Source organism: Lunatibacter salilacus, assembly GCF_009797935.1.
Classification (GTDB): domain Bacteria; phylum Bacteroidota; class Bacteroidia; order Cytophagales; family Cyclobacteriaceae; genus Lunatibacter; species Lunatibacter salilacus.
Window position 1 is genome coordinate 26243 of record NZ_VOLC01000011.1, and the last position, 20816, is coordinate 47058.

At 40.0% G+C, this 20816-nt stretch carries 14 protein-coding genes; 9 read left to right on the forward strand and 5 right to left on the reverse strand.

Going from position 1 to position 20816, the window contains the following annotated elements:
* The first annotated feature begins 7 nt into the window (after positions 1-7).
* The 3 genes from FQ608_RS15380 to FQ608_RS15390 are packed head-to-tail and all read left to right on the forward strand — an operon-like array spanning position 8 to position 9223.
* Complete coding sequence (locus tag FQ608_RS15380) at positions 8-6388, forward strand: NACHT domain-containing protein (protein WP_158859129.1); 6381 nt, start codon at positions 8-10, stop codon at positions 6386-6388.
* Positions 6389-6391: 3 nt separating this feature from the next.
* The gene (locus FQ608_RS15385) at positions 6392-7015 is read left to right on the forward strand and encodes a DUF2610 domain-containing protein (RefSeq protein WP_158859130.1); all 624 of its coding nucleotides are present in this window, start codon (positions 6392-6394) and stop codon (positions 7013-7015) included.
* A 27-nt stretch (positions 7016-7042) separates the two neighbouring features.
* Complete coding sequence (locus FQ608_RS15390) at positions 7043-9223, forward strand: hypothetical protein (protein WP_158859131.1); 2181 nt, start codon at positions 7043-7045, stop codon at positions 9221-9223.
* A 113-nt stretch (positions 9224-9336) separates the two neighbouring features.
* On the opposite strand, the gene FQ608_RS15395 is transcribed toward FQ608_RS15390, so the two are convergent.
* Positions 9337-10293 carry a sugar phosphate isomerase/epimerase family protein gene (locus tag FQ608_RS15395; protein WP_158859132.1) on the reverse strand — a complete coding sequence of 319 codons (957 nt, stop codon included), beginning with the start codon at positions 10291-10293 and terminating at the stop codon, positions 9337-9339.
* Between the two features lie 42 nt (positions 10294-10335).
* Here FQ608_RS15395 and FQ608_RS15400 point away from each other — a divergent pair, with 42 nt between their 5' ends.
* Entirely contained in the window at positions 10336-10578 is a 243-nt protein-coding gene (locus FQ608_RS15400) for a DUF2147 domain-containing protein (RefSeq protein WP_262885511.1), read from the forward strand.
* Position 10579: 1 nt separating this feature from the next.
* On the opposite strand, the gene FQ608_RS15405 is transcribed toward FQ608_RS15400, so the two are convergent.
* Positions 10580-10861 carry a hypothetical protein gene (locus FQ608_RS15405; RefSeq protein ID WP_199856394.1) on the reverse strand — a complete coding sequence of 94 codons (282 nt, stop codon included), beginning with the start codon at positions 10859-10861 and terminating at the stop codon, positions 10580-10582.
* A 193-nt stretch (positions 10862-11054) separates the two neighbouring features.
* Positions 11055-12758 (reverse strand): helix-hairpin-helix domain-containing protein, encoded by a 1704-nt coding sequence (locus FQ608_RS15410; RefSeq protein WP_158859133.1) that lies wholly within the window; start codon positions 12756-12758, stop codon positions 11055-11057.
* Between the two features lie 183 nt (positions 12759-12941).
* On the opposite strand from FQ608_RS15410, the gene FQ608_RS15415 reads away from it, so the two are divergent.
* The 5 genes from FQ608_RS15415 (at position 12942) to FQ608_RS15435 (ending at position 17972) form a co-directional block, all read left to right on the forward strand.
* Positions 12942-13349, forward strand: a complete 408-nt coding sequence (locus FQ608_RS15415) for an EVE domain-containing protein (RefSeq protein WP_158859134.1) — start codon at positions 12942-12944, stop codon at positions 13347-13349.
* On the forward strand, positions 13346-14944 hold the full coding sequence (locus tag FQ608_RS15420) for a transcriptional regulator (protein ID WP_234364225.1): 1599 nt from the start codon (positions 13346-13348) through the stop codon (positions 14942-14944). Before FQ608_RS15415 ends, FQ608_RS15420 begins: the two co-directional genes overlap by 4 nt.
* 50 nt (positions 14945-14994) lie before the next feature.
* Positions 14995-15546 (forward strand): bifunctional pyr operon transcriptional regulator/uracil phosphoribosyltransferase PyrR, encoded by a 552-nt coding sequence (pyrR, locus tag FQ608_RS15425; RefSeq protein WP_158859135.1) that lies wholly within the window; start codon positions 14995-14997, stop codon positions 15544-15546.
* A gap of 2 nt (positions 15547-15548) precedes the next feature.
* A complete protein-coding gene (locus tag FQ608_RS15430; RefSeq protein ID WP_158859136.1) occupies positions 15549-16472 on the forward strand; it encodes an aspartate carbamoyltransferase catalytic subunit in 924 nt (307 codons plus the stop codon).
* A 132-nt stretch (positions 16473-16604) separates the two neighbouring features.
* The gene (locus tag FQ608_RS15435) at positions 16605-17972 is read left to right on the forward strand and encodes a cystathionine beta-synthase (protein WP_158859137.1); all 1368 of its coding nucleotides are present in this window, start codon (positions 16605-16607) and stop codon (positions 17970-17972) included.
* 283 nt (positions 17973-18255) lie between these two features.
* Here the strand turns inward: FQ608_RS15435 and FQ608_RS15440 are convergent, their stop codons facing one another.
* Together FQ608_RS15440 and sppA are read right to left on the reverse strand one after the other, a co-directional pair.
* Positions 18256-18927 (reverse strand): exonuclease/endonuclease/phosphatase family protein, encoded by a 672-nt coding sequence (locus FQ608_RS15440; protein ID WP_234364226.1) that lies wholly within the window; start codon positions 18925-18927, stop codon positions 18256-18258.
* 115 nt (positions 18928-19042) lie between these two features.
* Positions 19043-20800: a signal peptide peptidase SppA gene (gene sppA, locus FQ608_RS15445; RefSeq protein WP_158859139.1), complete on the reverse strand. Its 1758-nt coding sequence runs from the start codon at positions 20798-20800 to the stop codon at positions 19043-19045.
* Between the last annotated feature and the right edge of the window lie 16 nt (positions 20801-20816).

Consider the following 20816-nt stretch of genomic DNA (forward strand, 5'->3'; position numbering starts at 1 on the left):
AAAATCTATGGAATTAAGCCACCCCTCCCCACAGTACAAACCTGTAGTTATTGCTGCTTTTTCCAATGATCAAGATGATCATTTACTTCATTTGGCGAGGGAGCAAAAGGCCATAGACATTAGTCTGAGATCAAGACCAGATGTTGACTTTTGCCATATTCCGGTTGCTAGTCTTGATAATATTTTTGATGAATTCAACAGATATCGGAATCGGATTGGAATCTTTCATTTTTCCGGTCATGCGGGAACCGATTTTATGAATTTGGAGGGAAACGAAGTAGGCATAAAAGGCTTTACTGATTTTGTTAATCAAAACACCTGCATTCCATTAGTTTTTTTAAATGGATGTGCAACAAATGCCCTTGTTGACTATTTTATGTACGCAGGCGCCAAGGCAGTTATAGCTACCCAGGTTGAAATCTACGATAGCTACGCATCTTATTTTTCACAGAGATTTTATAAATCCCTGGCGCAAAATTCAAATAATACGATAAAGGAGGCTTTTGAGGAAGCTTATCATTTTTTGAACTCAAAGGTACCTGAGTTTTACATCGGGGAAGATGTTAGTAATGCCATCCAGCTGTGGGATCCTATTAATATACGGAAAAGGGAAATAAGTATAAATGAAGAATTTCTCTGGTGTTTGTTTTACTCCGATGTTAATGTCCTTAATATAGAGTTGAAGGGTTTAAAGGCCTATATCAAAAGGCAATTCAACCGGCAAAGAATTCTGTTGCCCTATTTGAACTGGGTAGTAAGCCAGCATAGCAAAATTGCGACGGCAGGCTTGGTGGGAGTTTCTGAAATTGAACTCGAAAAGATTTTTATCTCCTTAGAGGGGGAATTTGCTAAAAGTTATGAGATATATCAGTCCCACAAGCAAATTCAGGAGGAAATGGAGGAATTGGAACAAAGTTGGGCAGGAAAGGAGCTTTCTGACGGAGAAAAACTTAAAGCAAAAGCGATCCTTCTCGGTAGGTCAATGCGTATGCCTGTATTGGAAGAAAGGGATCGAAAGAGAAAGCTCGAACCAAAACATGCTGACTTTAAGCTATTAAATATTGCGGAAATTATTATGGGCCATAACAACCTGGTGATTCTGGGAGATCCGGGGACTGGGAAAACGACTTTGGCGCGGTGGCTTGTGCTAAAAAATGCGCAAGCCATGATTTTGGAAGAGGAAAACTTACTTATACCTCAATCTACTGTAGACTTTAACTATGCGAATTTTTTAGGAAGGCATTTGGATTTAGGAAGGCCTCTTTTGCCTATTTTAATAAGGATAAGTGAATTTTCTGAATGGAAACAGTCCAACCCCAATCAAAAACTAGAACAGTTTTTAGGAAAAAATTCTTGGCAGGGCAACTTTTTTTCTGTTCAAGGGAAAGCTGGTGGGTCTAAGAGGGCAGGATTTCATTTTTCCAGCCTTAATCAGTTGATGTTGGAATACCTACAAAATGGACAGGCAATTTTAGTTTTGGACGGATTGGACGAAATTTCCAACAATCAGGAAAGAATTGAGGTGGTTAGTGAAATTGAGGCCTTTGTGAAAGAGATTTCCAGCATGTTGATAGGGGACGGTAGAAAAAACAAAATAATCGTGACAAGCCGTATTGCAGGATATCAGATTCAACCCATAAATATTGAAGATCTCTGTCATGTGACCATCCAACCGATGGAACAGAACGCCATTAGGGCATTTAGCCATAACTGGATTCGCTCTGCCCATCTACAATCCAGCAACAATAAAAAGTGGCATCAGCTGGAATTGGAGGCACATGAATTGGCGGAGGATTTTCTTAAGCAGATTTTTAAGCGTGACGGGTTGTCAGAATTGGCAGGCAATCCTTTATTACTTACTGAACTGGCCAAACTGTATTATTTGGAAGAAAGCGAACTCCCTACCACACGGATAAAGCTCTACGATGTTTTGGCAGACAACCTTATCGGGATTTGGGAAAAAAAATTCCAAAATAAGCGCCGTGTCAATTCCGGATATTTGACTAAATCCAAAATTTACTATATTCTGGAAGATATCGCGGAATATTTACATGAGAACTATCCAGCAGGTTTAATTTATAAGGAAGAACTACAGTCTGTAGCTGAGAATAGTTTAAATAACTACCATGAAGAAAACCCGGGTTTGGAGTACCCATCTGAGATAAAAAACGAGGCAAAACAATTTGTTGGAATTTTGAATAAGCAGGTAGGTATTTTGGCTGAAAGGGCGGAGAAAGTGTATGGCTTTCTACATCTTTCCTTTGAAGAATATTTTGCGGCCCGTAAATTAATACGTAACAAAAGTCAAATTGCCGAGGCTATAATTCGAAATGCCTATAAACCGCGTTGGCGTGAACCGTTGTTGATGGCTATTGCCAGTTTACATAATAGAATGAGGCAAAAGGAGCAAAAAATTGTTTTACGGGCACTGTTGGATATTGAGGACCCCATGAATGAAATTATTCCTAGAAGTGCCACCCTGATTGCCACTGCTTTGCCGGAAATGGTAGAATTTCCGGAGACAGACGTGATTTTTGAGGTATTAGGGAAACTTATTTCGGCTTATGCCGGAACAGAGGCCTTTGAAGATGGGGAAATTTTAAGGCAGCATATTATGGAGACTTTTATAGAACTGTCTGAAAAGAAAATCTGGAATTCAGTGGTTCAATTTTTTGTGGAAACTTTAAATGATGAAAAGGAACCTTTACCCAATAAACTTGCTTTGGCCCAATTATTATCAAATGCCAATTGGTTCACTCTCTCCATCTCCAACGCTTTATTGCAAAATATCCAATCTGATTCCAAGCATTGGAATTGGCCCATTCACCGCTGTCTTCAAAGTATAGCAACACATTTTCCAGAATTTTTAGACCATCCTCAACTTGAGCTGAAGCAGTATTTTAGGCAATTTCCAGAGTCTTTTGAATTTGTAAAAACAAATCAAAATTGGTGTAAAATAATATATCTGGTTTATTCTTCTGTTATTTTTGAAAAAGAGGGAACAAAAACCAACGTAAAATTTTCCATTGAAGGGGCTTTCCGGGAATCATTCTTGACCGGGAAAATCATCGATTTGTTGGAAGACCGAAAATCACCGGAAGAACTTGCGGAATTTTGTGCCAATAAATGGTCTAATATACAAACAGGAAATGAATTAAAAATTGATTGCTTGCTGGTTTTGGCAGCCCTGGGAAGACCCATTGTTCAAGATTTAAAAAATTTATCTTTTGATGAAGCTTCTGAATTAAGAGAAGCAATTTTAGACAGAATTGATTTGTTGGATTCATTGTTTTCAAGAGCAGTAGGAATCTCTGGAGCAAGAATAGGGTCCAGCCCCGTAATGTTAGGAAGAATAATCGAAGGAAAGGACAAAAATGAAATACAAAATTTAATTGCCATTTTGTTTCAACTTACTAAATCCTTTGGGAATAATATAGCAAATCCAATATTGCTTTTAGATGCTGTTCCGTCCGATATTAAATCCTTAATCCTTGCTGAATTTTGGGCATATTGTTTACGGGAAGATAGCGAGGATATATCATACAATCTGGCGGTGGTTTTTGATACCTTGGGTAAGGATTTTGAAAAATTGGATCCGGAAATTATTGCGAAGGGATTTGCAGATGTAAGCATGGTCATCAACTTGCCACCGAATGAACATTGGCAAATTGAGAGGAATCCATTTTCTCCCATTCAAAAGTCAGATATTTTAATTCAAGCATTATGGAATCTTTTTAATATTCATTCTGATTTTGAAGTTCTTAAATTTTGGGGTACGCTCCAACTCCTTCCTTTAATGAAGGATAATCCCAAATCGGAAAAATATTATTTTTTTATTATTCAATCCTTTAAGGATCGAACTTATACAGAAGAGCTGTTGAGTTTGAATCCATTTATTCAGGATAGGGAAATAAAACTGGTGTTTATTTCGGATTTCATTGAATACCTATGGCATCAACTTAATTTAGTTCAGAAGCCTGAAAGAAGGTTGAATATAATATTTAAAATATTAGCCAAAACAAGGGAGGTTATTTTCTTGGACAATGACTCGATTTCTGGCGAAAATTTCTACAACTATGATAACCTTTTTACGCTTACAAAAGAAACAATTTCTCAGATTTCTGATGTCAATCGGCAAATTAAAGCACACCTAAAATGGATGACCTATCTGGAGAAAAAAAATAGAGTGGTTGTAGCAAAGACCATTTTAGATCTAATGGAAAAAGTGCAAGATCAGTTTGTTATTGCCGAATATTTAAAGGAAATCAAACCATGGCTGTTGAATTTGTCCTTACCAATGGACGATTATGTCAAACAAGAAGGAAGGTTAAATCACTCAGGGGCTTTGTCTGTTTACGAAAACAGGTTTTACCCTATTTTGAACAAAATTAAAGACTTGCCGGACAATAACCCATCTCTATCCATACTCTCTTTGGGTGCTTTAATTCACGATGGCTTCTCGCTATTGTCCATACCTAATTCCACCAAACAATTATGGGAACATTTGTTGGCCGGGACTTCACAAAATGAAGAGTTGGTAAATAAAATTTGCGAAAAGGGCAGAAGCAAACGGCATAGAATTTCTTTTTTAGTTGCCTTGGTGATCGACAAACTTATTCTGGAACAGAAGCTTGAATGGGTCTTTAGATTGATGGAGTGTGTGGAAAAACCCGAGCCCGAGGCAATTCCAATTGTCAAAGAATGGTTGGATAGTTCCTCCGTTAGGGTTAAATGCTTTGCATCTCTAGCGATGTTAGAAGCTGGCATTATCAACAAATATACTTTTTCAGGGTTAGAATCAATTCTGTTTGATGAGCCGTTTGGATTTCAAGATCTTTTTAGAAATCGGGCAAATTTTGCTATGTATAATCAATATTTCAATGCATCGTCCATTGGAATTGAAGGAATGCTGCTAATAGCTGGGGCGTTGAATAGATATACCCGGAATTACCCCTACTTAGTAAGGGGATTAGGTTGGATTTTTAAAACGATCTATTTTGATAGTCCAAATTTAATTCGGCAACTTTCCTCTATGGCAGGAAAGGATTCGAAGAAAGCGATTAATGCAAGTTTAATAATAAAGGAAATAAAATTGATCAGTGGGGAGGAAACGTTTCAAGCCTATTTGGAAGGATTTCACCATAATGACCCGGATATTGTCAAACGTTATCTAATCAGTGCTGTTTTTGTGTTAAATGCTTGGGCACAGCAAATGGTTTCACGTGATGAATTATTGAAGGATTTAAAAAGAGTTCTTCATGAGTGTATTTCATCATCAGACAAAGAGATTTCCTGTTTTGCGATTGATGCCATGGGCTACCTACCCCAAATGGATACTACCGATATCGAATTATTGAAAGCCCATATTCACGGGGATTTCCCAATAAATGCAAATCTTGCTATGCAGAGTTTAGGTAGAGTAGCTTACGGTTTTGAATATGAATTTATCACCTCATTTATTAATCATTCAAAGAAAAATTTACACAGTGCGGCAGCAGTTACAATTTCTAGAAGCATTATAGTCAAAAATGGTGGTAGTCCTGAAACAGTGGATGAGATTGAAAATAGTATAGGTAAAAATATCGACCATTTAAGTGTGATATTAGAAGCCTCCAAATGTCATTGGTGGAACACCTATTCGAAAAATTGTATAATTGTTTTGGGCTTGTATTTTGAAAAAAACCAGAAAAGTGGGGTTTTTGAGAGATTTATTGAAAATAATCAGAACTTTCTTCAATCAACTAATACCCTAAAACAAGAGTTGACTTTTGCCAATCAATATAGATGGATGAATCAGATGGTTTTCTTGGATGCGTTAGATGCTGGTGCAGAAAAAATGCCTTCTACTTTTGAAAGAAAATGCAGACAATTACATGATTTTAATGAAAATATACAGGCAGTTGTATCTAAAAGCCCCATTTTTACTGATAGGATGCACGCGATTAGCTGTATGAGTTTTATGAGAAAAATGAATTCTCAAGCTATTGATGCTTTTTGCATCGCATTAAGGGATATCTATGAAGTGCAAGAGACGACTATTAAGGCAACGGAAAGATTTCAATCAACAGATTCTTTCTTTTTGAGAAAGCTGATAGAGAAGATAGATAAAGAAAGCATAAGTGCGCGGTATGCTATGATCAAAATCCTAACCTCCATTGGTAAATTTCCCAATACGGCTACGGAATTACGGCAAGAGATTCTAGTCTTCCTAAGAAACAAGTTAAATGACGAATCTTATAAACAGTATGTTTATATATATGTCAGTAATGATAGTCGGGATAGTAATAGTGAAGGGGCTATTCAAAATAGGGGAAGATTGGATCATGAAATATATAAAAGTATTCTTGAAATAACAGGGCTGAAAATACCTAAGATTTTAAACGTATAAATCATGAAAAAATTCACAATCCCATGCCACTTTGGCAATAAACGGGCGCCATTTGATGTGTACATAGGGAATTCAAAAGGTGGAACTCACCCCCTGCATTATCAAAGTTCATGGCTTCGGAAAATACGTGGAGGAGAAATCCCTAAAGAGGTAATGGAAAGTTTTGAGAAATTATTGGCTCTTTCTGAAAAGAACGGGGTATCGTTTGAGGAGCTGTGTGTATATGCTTTAGAAGCGGCCAATGCGGAAAAATTAAAAATGAGTGAGGATTTAAAAAAGCAGGGTGAAATATTGTCTGAATTCGAAGTATTTAAAAGCAAAATCCGGATATTGGCAAGACCTACGGACCTTGAAATACTATTTGACGATAAGTTCTATTTAATACATTTCCCTTTTACCAATAATTCTGAAATATTTCAAACCGTTTTTCTAATTCGAGCAGCTCAGGTGGAAAGTTTTAAATCTAAATTTCCGAGTAATTTTACTTCTATCGACCAATTCACTGAATTCGGTAAAATCGAACTTATAAAGGTGGGTAAAGATACAGATAGTCTGTATAATATGGTATCCGAAAAATATGGGATAAGTGTAGCTGAGATAATAGAAAATTCAAAAACTGAATTGTAACTAAATAGGCATATAAAGCATAATTAAATGGATGAGAAGATCAATATGAAAGAGCCTTTGAACTTGGCTCTCTTTTATGTTTTATTTAATTGTTTGGCGGAATTATTAGATCTGGGAAAAGATAAGCCGGATAAATGGGTACCGGATCATTTTGTAAAGAAGATCAATGGGGATAGTAAAAATAAGATTAAGGGATACATTAAAGAAAGTGACGTGGGTAGGTTGAGGGTTGATAACAATTTGATGAAAAATGTTTTTCCAAGGCTACAACGAAACCCTTTAAAAGATAATTCTAGCTACACATATAAATTTAAAAAAAGTAGCTTAAATAGGTTTTGTAAAATTATAAAATATAGTGAAAATATTGATTATACTTGGGATAATTTCAAATTAGATTATACAGATGTTGCTGAAACGTTATTATTAAAACACCCTAGAAAGTTTGTTAGTACCGGTTTAGTGGGTAAGGCAAAAGTATGCCTGGGGTTCAACTATTTTGGATTTTCTCAAATGGAGCAACTGAAAAAAGAAATATCCGAAGCCATTGAGATCAGAATGTATAGCGTTTTCGATAGTAAAGAAATCGAAATTGTTTTTTGGAAAGAAAATGAGAAAATTAAAGCGTTGGATCAAGCTAGTGAGATAGGAACCCAAATGGGGGTGGATTTAATGATATATGCCAACACATTTTATAATGATCCCAGCGGTATTCAAATCGAATTTAACTATGTTATCACCAATTCTATCTATTTGGAGCGATTCAGTTCCGATAATCTTCTAATTAGTGCTGAAGGAAAGTCAGATTTTTTAAACACAGATCTTCAACTCTTATTTAGCGGGCATTTACAGGGTAATATTGATTTAGTATTAAATCTACTTATGGCCTTAAAATTCTATTTGGAAAATCATAGCGAAAAGGCCCTAAACTACCTAATCAAAATAACGGATGAGGCCAGATGCGAGGAAATCTGGTTTTTAATTGGAGTATGTAAATATGATTTAGAAGATTATGATGGAGCGAAACTGTCTTGGGAAAAAGCACGTGAAATAAACTCCAAGCACCTGAAAGCCCGAAAGAATTTGGCAATTCTTTTGTTAGAAGAATATAGAAGTCCAGAAAACAGTCATAAATCAGACCATATAAAGGAGAATATTTTAGAACTTGTCAAAGTGGATATGTTTATACAAGGGCCCAAGGAATATTACCTTTCTTTGGCCATTATATTCGATGAACTGGAAGAGCCTTTTCTTGCAGAAGAGTTTTTTACTGCTTTTATTAAAGGGCCAGCGTTACCGGGCAAGGATTATTCGTATCTCCGTTTAAGTGATCTGCCAAATGGAAAGATAAGCCACGTAGAACAAGCGGCCAAAATCTCAAGAAATATTGATATTCAGATTGAGTGTGCCCAAAAGATTGTAGAGGCGACAATGGATCCGAAGGATAAGTTGAAAACGTTAAAATCTATTCTAAAATCCATTTCCGAAAGGAAAGAAATAAGTTCGGAAAAACGCGCTATTTTACATCTTTATAATACCCAAATTGAGTATTTTGAATCAAATCTCGGTAAAATAAATTTTAAAGGAGGCAAGGAAACCAAACTAAAAGGAGACATCCCTTTGTCTGATAACTTATCAAATACGGAAATATTATTAGAACAATCTACCGGGGAAAATCCTGTTCCTTTAGAATCAGATTTAAAGGAAGGTAGTATTTTTGATAAATATAAGTCAAATTACCTGAGGATCTCAAGACGAAAATCATCTGCCAATTCTGCCTACCTTTTTCTGGACTCCTTAATTCTAAAACATAGTGATTTAGTTGATTCACCGTTCCTAAGAATTAATTTTGAGAAAAAAGATAGATGTCTTGAGATACCATCTATTTCAGAGGGCTGCTTTGAAATAACTAGCGTACAACTTATTCCATTATTGGAAGGCGAGGATAAAGATTTTTATTTAGACATTCAAAACTCTATATACCATCAAAATAAAATTCATTTTTTCAAGTGGAAAATAATTAAGGTTTACATGCCAGATATAGGTGAGTTCAGACAGGAGATTCATGAATTTGCGGCTAAATTGGAAAACCTACATAATGAAGAAAAATTGGAAGCTATTTATTCCCATATTAGAAACTCCTTTGGAATTATTGACTTCCAACTTTTACAACAATGGCTTGTAAAAGAACGAATAATCAAAATCAGTTGACCAGCGAATATTGCTGCCTGTCGCAGGTACTCCTAATGTTCTTTCTTCCCCAATTTCTCTTAGCGTTATCTAATTCAGCTAAATCGAACCCATCACCCATCACCCATAACTAATTAACCCATCAATCTCCCATATGCCAACACATCTTTGCTAATCGTAGTAAGTATCTCATGTGGCTCCATCGTCGGATCCTTCCGGCCATGTTCGGCACCTCCCAGATTATACTCCGCATGGATAATCTTGGGCATGCTGCTGTCTGTAAACTTCGGATGCTTGAGCAGCAGGTCAAATTTAACATTTCCCTCTCCCAAAGGCACATTGACGGGAACATTTCCCTTTCCATTCGGGTTTTTGCCCCATACAAAGTCTTTAAGGTCAAAACTTCGGATTTTGTCGGAAATCATATAGAAGACATTTTCATAAGACTGATACCCTTCCACAGCTGCATGCCTCAGGTCAAATTGCACCCCAATATGATCCGGATCTATTCCATCCAGCAGATGGTATATTTCCCACACTGATCCGCCAATCCGGCTGCCGGCATGGTTTTGATAATGGCCGCAGACACCGTACTTGGCATGCATGTCAGCTACCCGTTTCATTTGCTCATTAAGTGACTTTAGTTCGGAGACAATGCTTTTTGAGGGAAAGGGCATCCATCCCATGCGGTAGTGCTTGATGCCTTCGCCTGACAAAACTTCGAGAAAACCCTCCCATTCGGGCAGCTTGGCCAGCGTCAATTCCGTTGTAAGTACAGGCGTTTCCAAACCCAACTTTTCACATTCCCGGATCACGGGCGGCAGTTTGGAGGCCATCTCGTCGATATCGAAGAATCCGTTTGACCTGACTGGTAAATCTACTCCCGTAAATCCCATATCCATGGTTGCCCGTGGAACGTCCTTCAAAGGAAGCCATTGCAAGGCCTTGGTGAACAAATACAGGGGCATGGGTCCTTTCGGTTGTGGAGGTAGGGTAAATCTCTTTTGCGTCTGTACAGCGTGGATTTCTCCACCCACCAATCCAAGGGCGGTGACGGCGGCTAGTTTTTTGAGGGACGATCTTCGGTTCATAATTGGGCGTTTCAATATTCTCTTTCCAAAGCTATAAATAAAATTGAGAAATCTAAAAATAACCCGGACAAAGCAAAAATAGACAGGACTATCTTGGGCATGCGCCTATTAAGTGATTTCGTCCATGACGGAGATACTTGGGAAGAAGGTACAATCTGTGATCCAAGAAACGGGAAATCCTATTCTAGTATAATTAAACTGGTGGATAATGATACCATGGAAGTTCGGGGATATGTAGGCATTGCCGCATTTGGCCAAACTGTAGAATGGACCAGAGTCAATTAACCTAAATTAGAAAAAAGAATAAAAGAGAAACCGCCAGTACCATGGTCATCTGTTTGGCCTTTTGCTGGGTTTCTTTTGATATTTTTCGTTTACGGATTACTAATACCGCTAAGCTCATTGCTACCAATTGGCAGGCAATGCCTAATCCGTTAATCCAGCCTGTATACAAAGTTATATTCAGATTTATCGCCACAAGTGGGATTACGCATAAACTAATGCCTATTACCCCCAGCAAAAATGCCCGATCCAGTAATTTCTTTTCGCTCAGGGTATTCAATTTCATCTGTTTATAATTTGATTTTTAACGGTCAGATGGAATCTCGCGACTATATCATCCCACTGTGTGAGGATCTCGTCATGCTCGATTTCATGTGTTTATAATTGTTTTTCAATTGTCACCCCGATTAATCGGGGCAGGCTATGGAATCTCGCAACGAAAATCATCCCATTGTGTGTTGCCTGCGTGATGCTCGATTTCATTGTATTTTATTTCTTTTTTGGGCAAAATAAGTTTCCAGATCTGCCAAATTCATTGCATTGAGGGTCATCTCCTTAGTTAGTCCACCCTTGCGGCCCGCATATACGCCGTATTTCATATCCGCAAACCCGGCCGTCTCATGGGCATCGGGGTTGATGGACAATTTGACATCCTTTTCCAACGCATAATGCACCCACCTCCAGTCCAGATCCAATCGCCAAGGGTTTGCATTTATTTCTATAGCCACCCCTAGTTTGGCGCAAGCGTCAATGATAACCTTATGATCTATCGGATAGCCGTCCCTACGAAGCAATAGACGTCCTGTCGGGTGTCCGAGAATGGTTGTGTAAGGGTTTTGAATGGCTTTAAGTAAGCGTGCCGTGGCCTTTTTGCGGTCCATACTCAGACTGGAATGGACAGATGCCACTACATAGTCAAAACTCGCCAGCACCTCCTCTGGATAATCCAGGCTTCCATCCATCAGAATATCGCTTTCTATTCCTTTAAATATTTTAAAAGGGGCAAGTTCTTTGTTCAGCGAGTCGATCTCCTCCTGTTGTTTCGCAATGCGTTCGGCGTTTAGTCCATTGGCATAAAAGGCAGATTGACTGTGGTCGGCCATGCCGAGGTATTCATACCCGAGAGATTTGCAGTATTCCGCCATTTCACGCAGTGTATGTTTGCCATCACTGTACGTAGAGTGATTATGAAGGGGGCCTTTGAGATCTTCAAAATTTAGCAGTTCAGGCAGTTTACCCTCCTTGGCCAATTCGATTTCAAATTGGCCCTCACGCAGTTCTTCGGGAATGAAGGACAATCCTGCTTCGGCATAAGCAGCCTCTTCGCTTTCGAATTTTTTACTTAAAAAAACACTGGCAAGGGTTTGATTTTCATTGACAACAGACAGCAAATGAGGTCGGCTTGCTTTTCGAAGGAGTTTTTCACGGACGAAAATATCCTTGGAAACGAGCAGGATATCACAACGCAGGTCTGCTCCTTCCACATATCCTCCCCAGCGGTATGGGCTGGAAAGGGTAATGTCTTTCCTAAGCAAAGGAATATCCGCCAGCTGAGAGAGGGTAGTTTTGGGGCTATCGGTAGCAATCAAAATTTCTAGATTGGAAATAATCTCAATCTTCCTTGCATACTCCCCCACAATGGATACATTTCCAACTCCCGCAGCCGACTCCAACGGTTCCGACAGTTGATCCACAATGGGCTCGATATCAGCATATAGCCATTTGCCTTTGTTGCTGTCGATGTATTCGAGTGCTTCGATAATTCCTTGCTGGGTCTTTTCCCCAAATCCTTTCAACTTCGCCACCTGACCGGATTGACAGGCTTCCATAAGCTCATGGGTGGAAGTAATGTTGAGTTCCTGCCAGAGTACCTTAATCTTTTTTGGACCCAGCCCCTTGATGGTTAGGACTTCGAGGATTCCCTCAGGGGTTTTTTCCAAAAGTTCAATTAGCAGCTTGTGCGTTCCGGAAGCAACCACTTCCAAAATCACCTCAGCAATACTTTTTCCAATACCGTTTATTTCCTGAAGTTGGCTGGAGTTCAATCCTGCCAGAGGAGGGGCATCCCGTTCTAGGGTTATAAGTGCGGACTGGAAGCTCCTTATTTTAAAAATGTTCTCCTCATGCAGCTCCATGAGTTGAATGGTAAGCTTGAGTGTTCTGGTGATTTGCTTGTTATCCAAGATTTCCTGCGTTTCTTAAAACTTAAAGACAAATGTCCGTAATATTTGTTTTAAAATAAAATCATTCCCCTTATCTTATGCAGGTCAATGAAGGAGGGGGCATTAATAGAGACATCAGTGGAGTTTGTCTGATGTGACATGAGAAAGAATCTAATCAGTCGAAAGGCAATAAAATAATAAAGCATGAATTATTGGTTAGTAAAAACAGAGCCTGAAAGTTATTCCTTGGACGATCTAAAAGCAAAGGGTGAAGAGATTTGGGACGGTGTCCGAAATTACCAAGCGAGGAATTTCATCGAAAAAATGAATCCTGGGGACTTGGTTTTTGTTTACCATAGTGGCAAGCAAAAGTCCCTGGTGGGATTGGCGGAAGTTTCTTCCGCACCCTTTGCCGATCCTAAAGCAAAGGAAGATGAAAAATGGCTGGCTGTTCACCTTACCTATAAACAACACTTAGGTACCCCATTATCACTCGCCGACATAAAATCATCCCCCGAACTTCAAGGGCTTCTTCTAATAAAACAATCCAGGCTGTCCGTGATGTCAGTAGAACCCGCTGACGCAGCTTTGCTTCTAAAAATGACCCAATGATGAAAAACTATATCCTCCTGTGTACTTTCTTGCTATTTTCTGGAATGGTGGGCTACTCAGCAGCCCAAGTTCAATTCACCGAGCGAATGGAGGTAGAGACTAATTGGTATGACGATGACTTTATTGTTATGCCCAGGAACGAAGGGTTTGTAGCCTTTCGGGTCATTGCGGACAAGTTTCAAGGGAGGAAAAATACATTTCAATACGTTTTGGGAGATTTTCAGCTCGGGAGTGGAGAAACATTCCGATTTTCTTTAAAGGAGAATTCTGAGCTGTTGGGTTTTGATTTGGATAGGAATTTTCTTTATGTGTTGTTTCAAAAGGGGCCTTCCTTTAATAACGAGCGCTTTATTTATGAGATTAACCTAGACACAAAGCAGGTGGCAGAGGTGTCTATGAACAGTTTGTTGAACGCAGAATTACAGGATTTTTTGGTTTTCAACAGAAAGTCGGTCTTTATGGGCACCTACGAATACCGACCGGTGATTCAGATTTTCGATTTGGCTACCATGGACGTAATTACAGTACCGGGTGTATTCGAAAAGGACGCCAATATACTTCAGTTGAGGAAGGATCCGGAGTTGAACGTATTCGACGTGCTGATGAGCAGGAGGGACTTTTGGAAAAAGAAAATTGTGACCATTCTAACCTATGACACCAACGGCAATAAGTTGAGGGAAGTAAAAATTGACGATCTGGCTGATCCTTCCATGGAGATCGTGGAGGGGGTATTGACCTCTTCGGAAGACTACAAACAAGCCTTAATAGGCCCATATGGGCTCCGCCGAAAGGAGGCCTATCAGGGAATTTATTTTACTAAAATCAACGAATTTGGCGAGTATACCAACAAGTACTATACGATAGCCGATTTCCCGAATTTCTACAATTACCTACCGGAAAAAACAAGGGAACGGCGGATTAAATCTCTGGAAAGGGATATAGAAAGAGGGAAAAATACCCCCATCAGAAATGTAGTGGTTACCCGGGAAGTTTCAGATTTGGGCGGGTCTTTTTTGGTGTACAATGACCTGTTTGTTTCCTCCTCAACCCGCTATATGCCCAGGGATGGGATGTATGCAAATAGTTTTTATCGTATGAACCCCATGATGGGCGGAGGTTATAGCGGTTTGTATAACCCGATGTTTATGGATCCCAGGTTCAGGACGGCGCAGGTCACCCAGCAATACAAATTTTTGTCCGCCCATTTTTTGATAATCGATGCGGAGGGAGACGTCCTTTGGGACAATGCGCTTTCTTTGAATAATTTCAGCAAATCCGATCCCAATAAGTTTGGGGAAATCAGTTTTGACGGAACAAATTTGTTCTTTATGTATTTGGATGGACTTCAATTGATGCTTAGCCAGTTTAGGTCTGGAGAGTTGGTTCGGGAACATGAACCCTTTGAATTGGAACTGGTCAATGAGAACGAGCGAATTCGAGATACGAAAGAATCCAGCCTGCAATTGATGTGGTGGTATGACAATTACTACATGGTCACTGGCAAACAAAAAGTAAGGTATCAGGATAATGAGGGAAAGGAACAAACGAGGGATGTAAGCTTCTTTACCAAAATTAAAGTGGAGGATTTGATCTAGTCTGCCCTGCGGCGTGGATAATTTTTTATATTTGTAATCAAATTTTGGTTATGCAGAAAAGATTAGTCCTCGATCAAACCCAAATCGACATCACTATCAGCAGGTTTTGTTACCAGCTGATTGAAAATCACGATGATTTTGACAATACGGTTCTTTTGGGATTGCAGCCAAGGGGTTCCTTGGTTTTGGACAGGATTGTCCGGCGCCTTAAGGAAATTTCGGGTATTTCCGTTCCTTTTGGGTATTTGGATGCGACATTTCACCGGGATGATTTTAGGAGGAGGGAGCTTCCTCTCAGGGCCAATGAAACCAAGATAGATTTTTTGATTGAGAACAAAAAAGTGATTCTGGTCGATGACGTAATCTACAAGGGGAGATCTATCCGCGCTGCTATGGATGCCATGATCGCCTTTGGTAGGCCACAAAAAGTAGAACTAATGGTCCTTATAGACCGCAAATATACTAGGGATTTCCCCATTAAGCCGGATTACTACGGTAGGCAGGTCAATACCTTGGAGAGTCAATATGTAAGTGTAGAATGGCAAGATCAAGGCTTTGAAGAAGACGCAATTTGGATCACAGAAAAGTCCCCCAACAAATAAACATGCAACAGCTCAGTACCAAACACCTTTTAGGAATCAAAGACATTTCTGTCTCAGACATAGAACTGATTTTTGAGACAGCGGACAACTTCAAAGATGTATTGAATAGACCCATCAAAAAGGTACCCTCTCTGAGAGACATCACCATTGCCAATGTTTTTTTTGAAAATTCCACCCGAACCAAGCTTTCTTTTGAACTGGCGGAAAAGCGACTTTCTGCCGATGTGATTAATTTTGCCTCGGGTAACAGCTCCGTGAAAAAGGGCGAAACGCTTATTGACACAGTAAATAACATACTTGCCATGAAAGTGGATATGGTGGTGATGCGGCACAGTAGCCCGGGTGCTCCACACTTTTTATCCAAAAACATCAAAGCAAATATTGTCAACGCCGGAGATGGTACCCACGAGCACCCTACTCAGGCACTTTTGGACGCTTTTTCCATCCGTGAAAAACTTGGCGATGTGGCAGGGAAAAAAGTAGCCATCATCGGAGATATCCTTCATTCCAGGGTGGCGTTGTCCAATATTTTCTGCCTCCAAAAACTGGGTGCGGAAGTGATGGTCTGCGGCCCCATCACACTGCTTCCCAAACACATTGCCAGCTTGGGAGTCAAAGTAGAACTGGATGTCAAAAAAGCCCTAGCTTGGTGCGATGTGGCAAATGTCCTCCGCATTCAGCTCGAGCGGCAGCAAATTAAGTATTTCCCCTCGCTTCGGGAATATTCGCTGTATTATGGGGTAAATAAAAAAATGCTTGATCAATTGGACAAACCCATCGTGATTATGCATCCCGGACCTATCAACCGCGGCGTGGAATTGAACTCCGATGTGGCTGATTCGGAGCATTCCATTATCCTGCAACAGGTAGAAAACGGAGTAGCTATTCGAATGGCGGTGTTGTACCTTCTGGCAGGAGTGAAATAGACCGAATAAAAAAGCTACCTGCTGGAAGTCTGTAATAACCGATTTTGGACTCGATTTTGAGCGTATCAAATTAACTATCCGTAAGTGTGCGGGTAATTTTTTGTAAATTGCCATTTCTTTCATCATAGCGACATGATATACAACAGCATAATAGATACCATAGGAAACACCCCACTTGTACGATTGAACAAACTTAATGCGGGCATTAAGGGAGAAATTTTGGTAAAAGTGGAATACTTCAACCCAGGCAACTCCATGAAAGACCGCATGGCTATCAAAATGGTGGAGGATGCCGAAAAGGAAGGCTTGTTAAAGCCGGGAGGGACCATCATAGAAGGAACAAGCGGGAATACAGGAATGGGATTGGCCCTTGCGGGAATTGCCAAAGGGTACAAATGCATCTTTACAATGGCCGATAAACAATCCAAGGAAAAGATAGATATTCTGCGAGCCGTAGGTGCGGAAGTAATCGTTTGCCCAACCAACGTTTCTCCGGATGACCCGCGTTCCTATTATTCTGTTGCGAAAAAACTTAACCAAGATATCCCTAACTCTTTCTATCCAAACCAATATGACAACTTGTCTAACTGGAAAGCCCACTATGAGACCACCGGTCCGGAGATCTGGCGGGACACAGAAGGGAAAGTTACGCATTTTGCCGCCGGTGTGGGTACTGGAGGCTCCATGTCCGGTACAGCGAAATACTTGAAAGAGCAAAATGAAAACGTTGTCTCTGTGGGCATAGATACTTACGGATCGGTTTTCAAGAAATATAAGGAAACGGGGATTTTTGACGAAAATGAGGTATATCCCTACCTTACTGAAGGAATTGGGGAAGATATTTTGCCCAAAAATGTGGACTTTGACATGATAGATCACTTTATCAAAGTGACGGACAAGGATGCGGCGGTGATGACACGGAAGCTTTCCCGGGAGGAAGGACTTTTCGTAGGCTGGTCCTGCGGTTCGGCAGTGCATGGTGCCTTGGAGTATGCCCGGGACCATTTAAAGGAAGGCGACCAAATGGTCATTTTGCTTCCTGACCATGGTACCCGCTATTTGGGCAAGATTTACAACGACGACTGGATGCGTAACCATGGATTTTTGGAAGACAAAAATTATACGACAGCCAGAAATATTATTAACGCCCGTTCAGGGGGCTACAGTTTAGTGGTCGTGCATAAAGATACCCTTGTCAAGGATGCCATTTCAGTGATGAATGCAAGCAGCGTATCTCAGATTCCGGTGATGGAAGACGGGAATGTCGTAGGCAGTATTACCGACAGTAAATTGTTGAACAAAATTATTCAAAATCCCAACCTCAAAGATGCTCAGGTAGCAGACGTTATGGAAGATTCCATGAAGTTCGTTGCTCTAGATAGTACATTGGATGTGCTTTCCAGCATGGTGGATAAAGAAAAGGCCGTCTTGGTCCGGGATGAGTCTCATCAGATTCATATTATCACCAAGCATGATATCTTGGCTGCCATTACAGGGTGAAAAAGGATTGAAATTTAGTAATTCACTAAATGAACAATAAAAAATTAGACGCTTCAGTGAAAAGGGGTACGATTTCGATATCCGGGCGGGGTGGGAAAATGGCTGGTTGATGTATAAAAAATACCCGGCTTATGCTTCAGGATATACCTTCTTCTTCATTTCGCTTCAAATGCTCTTTGTGTTGTATTAACCAGACTATGCCCTCCTATTTGGGGTGTTTCAGGCCGGACCGCTTTCATCAGGATTCTTTCTTCGCGGCTAATAAAATCGCGGCTTATATATTTTAGGATTTTTTCGCAGGACTTTTATCCAATATAATGTTATGGTTAAGTTCTAAGTTGTCCATCATTTCAGGGGTGTTTTCGGACAAATTAAAATCTCCGGTCAAAATACAGGGTAAATGTTCTTTGTTTATAGCATTTATTTTTTCCAAAATTTCTCTTTTTGAAGAAACTCTTTCCTCGGATTCATTCGTGTCAAAATAAACATTGAATACATAAAATTCCTTCCCGTCTTTCCCTTTAAATTTACCCCAAGAACATATTTTATCATCTTCGGAATTTTTTGATGGGGAAGTGGAAAGACTAAATGAGCTGTGTTCCAAAAGTTCAAACTTTTCGGGATTATAGAAAACAGGGCTGCAAACATGTTTGCTGTCTGTCTGATCACTATCGGTCCCTAGCCGCGGAAAAGAGAATTCTGAGCTGCTGTATTCCGTTTGGTTATATATCCCTTCCTCGGGTCCTAATATATCCATTTCATAAAACCGGATTAAGTTGATTGCATGGGGGGCACGATCGCTCCGTGATTTCGATTCTACCGGTGGATTTTCATATTGAATATTGTAGGTAGCTATTTGATCAGAAGTTTGTGCAGATGTGGAAACTGATAGGTTAAAAAAGGAGTTTGCCAAAAAAAGAAGCAAAAGTGAAGATTTTATTGAGATGCGAACCATGACTACAATAATTTAGTAAATCCGAAACGAAGGTAAGCATTTTAACGTTAATTTTCAATAAATGTGTCTAAAAAGTGTAATGGCCTTATTATTTAAGGCCATTACACGTCTTCTTTTATCGGATCTCCGCATCGAAAGGCATACGGGCCATCACACCTTCCATTCGTTTTATTTTTTCCACTTGTTGATAAATTTCATAAGTCATTCCCCATTTAAGCCTTGAGTAAGCGAGTTGAACATCACGGCTGAATTCGCTCAGAAGCTTTTCGAAAAAGCTTTTTTGTTCCGGATAGTAAACCACCCGGTAATCATCTGCTACCTCAGCTTTGGCTGCTGCAATTTCTATGGCCTCTTCCAAACCTCCGAGTAAATCTACGAGTCCGTTTTGTTGCGCTTGAACTCCACTCCATACCCTTCCGGAAGCAAGTGGCAAAAGTTCTTCTTTTGACATTTGTCTTCCTTCGGTGACGCGACTAAGAAATGTCTCATACCCTTCTTCGACCATACGTTGAAAGATAGCTTCTTCTTCAGGCCGCATATCACGGGTTGCACTCGGGAAGTCAGAAAATTCACCAGTCTTAACGACGTCTGTGGTAATTCCCAGTTTGTTGTTTAGTAGTCCTTTGGCATTGAACCACATCCCAAATATTCCGATGGAGCCCGTGATCGTATTTGGTTGGGCCAATATAGTATCAGCGGGTGCGGCAATGTAATAACCACCAGAAGCCGCCACGTTTGACATCGAAGCGATCAGCGGCTTTTCTTTTTTTAGTTCACTAAGCTCTCTCCATATTACTTCTGAGGCCATAGCCGATCCTCCAGGTGAGTTTATGCGTAGTACTACTGCCTTGATGTCTTTGTTTTTTTTGAGTTTTCGGATTTCTTGCAGAAAAGTTTCCGACGCAATGCTTTCTTCTCCAGTTCCGCTAACTATATCTCCGTCAGCCAAAACTACGGCGATACGGTTTTTGGAAAGACGGTTTGTTGAGCCCCCAGTTTTATTGATTTGGGTGACATTAATGGTTTCGATTTTATCATCTTCAGACAGCTCTAGCTTTTCTCTTAAAAGGGCCATGATCTCGTCGTCATAACTCAAGCCATCAACCAGTTTCAAATTGAGCACATCTTTCGTGCTTTGACCCAGCATATGCTGACTGATATTCCTTAATTCTGCAATTGGAATCGAACGGCTCTCTGATATGGCGGCAAGCATTACTTCATTTAAGTCGTTCAAGTAGGCAGTTGTTTGAAGGCGACTTTCTTCGCTCATCTTCTCCATGATAAAGGGCTCCACCGCACTCTTGAAGTCCCCAACTCTGAAAACTACTGGTTCAACCTCAATTTTCTCAAAAAAGCCTTTCAGAAAAACCATTTCAGCCCCAAGACCGTTCAGCTCCAACATCCCCTGCGGGTTGAGGTAAATTTCATCCGCAACAGAACTTAGATAGTAACCTGGCTCGGTGTAGATTTCCCCATACGATACCACAAATTTGTCACTTTCCTTGAATTCGGCTAACGCTTCACGTAATTCTTTGAGCATGGCCTGTCCCCCGTTTACTAATCCGGCTTTTAAATAAATGCCGGAAATGTTATCGTTCTCCTTAGCCGTAGCAATTGCGCGTTTGAGTTGAATTAACCCCACGGTAGACGTCCCTCCAAATCCACCAAGCATGGAGAAATCAAATTCATCGTCAGATGTCCTTTCCACAATGCTTTTTCCGTCCAAATTGAGAATAAGAACAGTATTTTTGTCTATACTGACTTTTTCATCTGCTGCCGAAATAGCGACAATCCCGGCAATGATGAAAAACGCCATCACCCAGAATACCAACAATCCGACTATTACAGCCAATACATTACTTAAAAATTTCATAGTTTTACTTGATAGT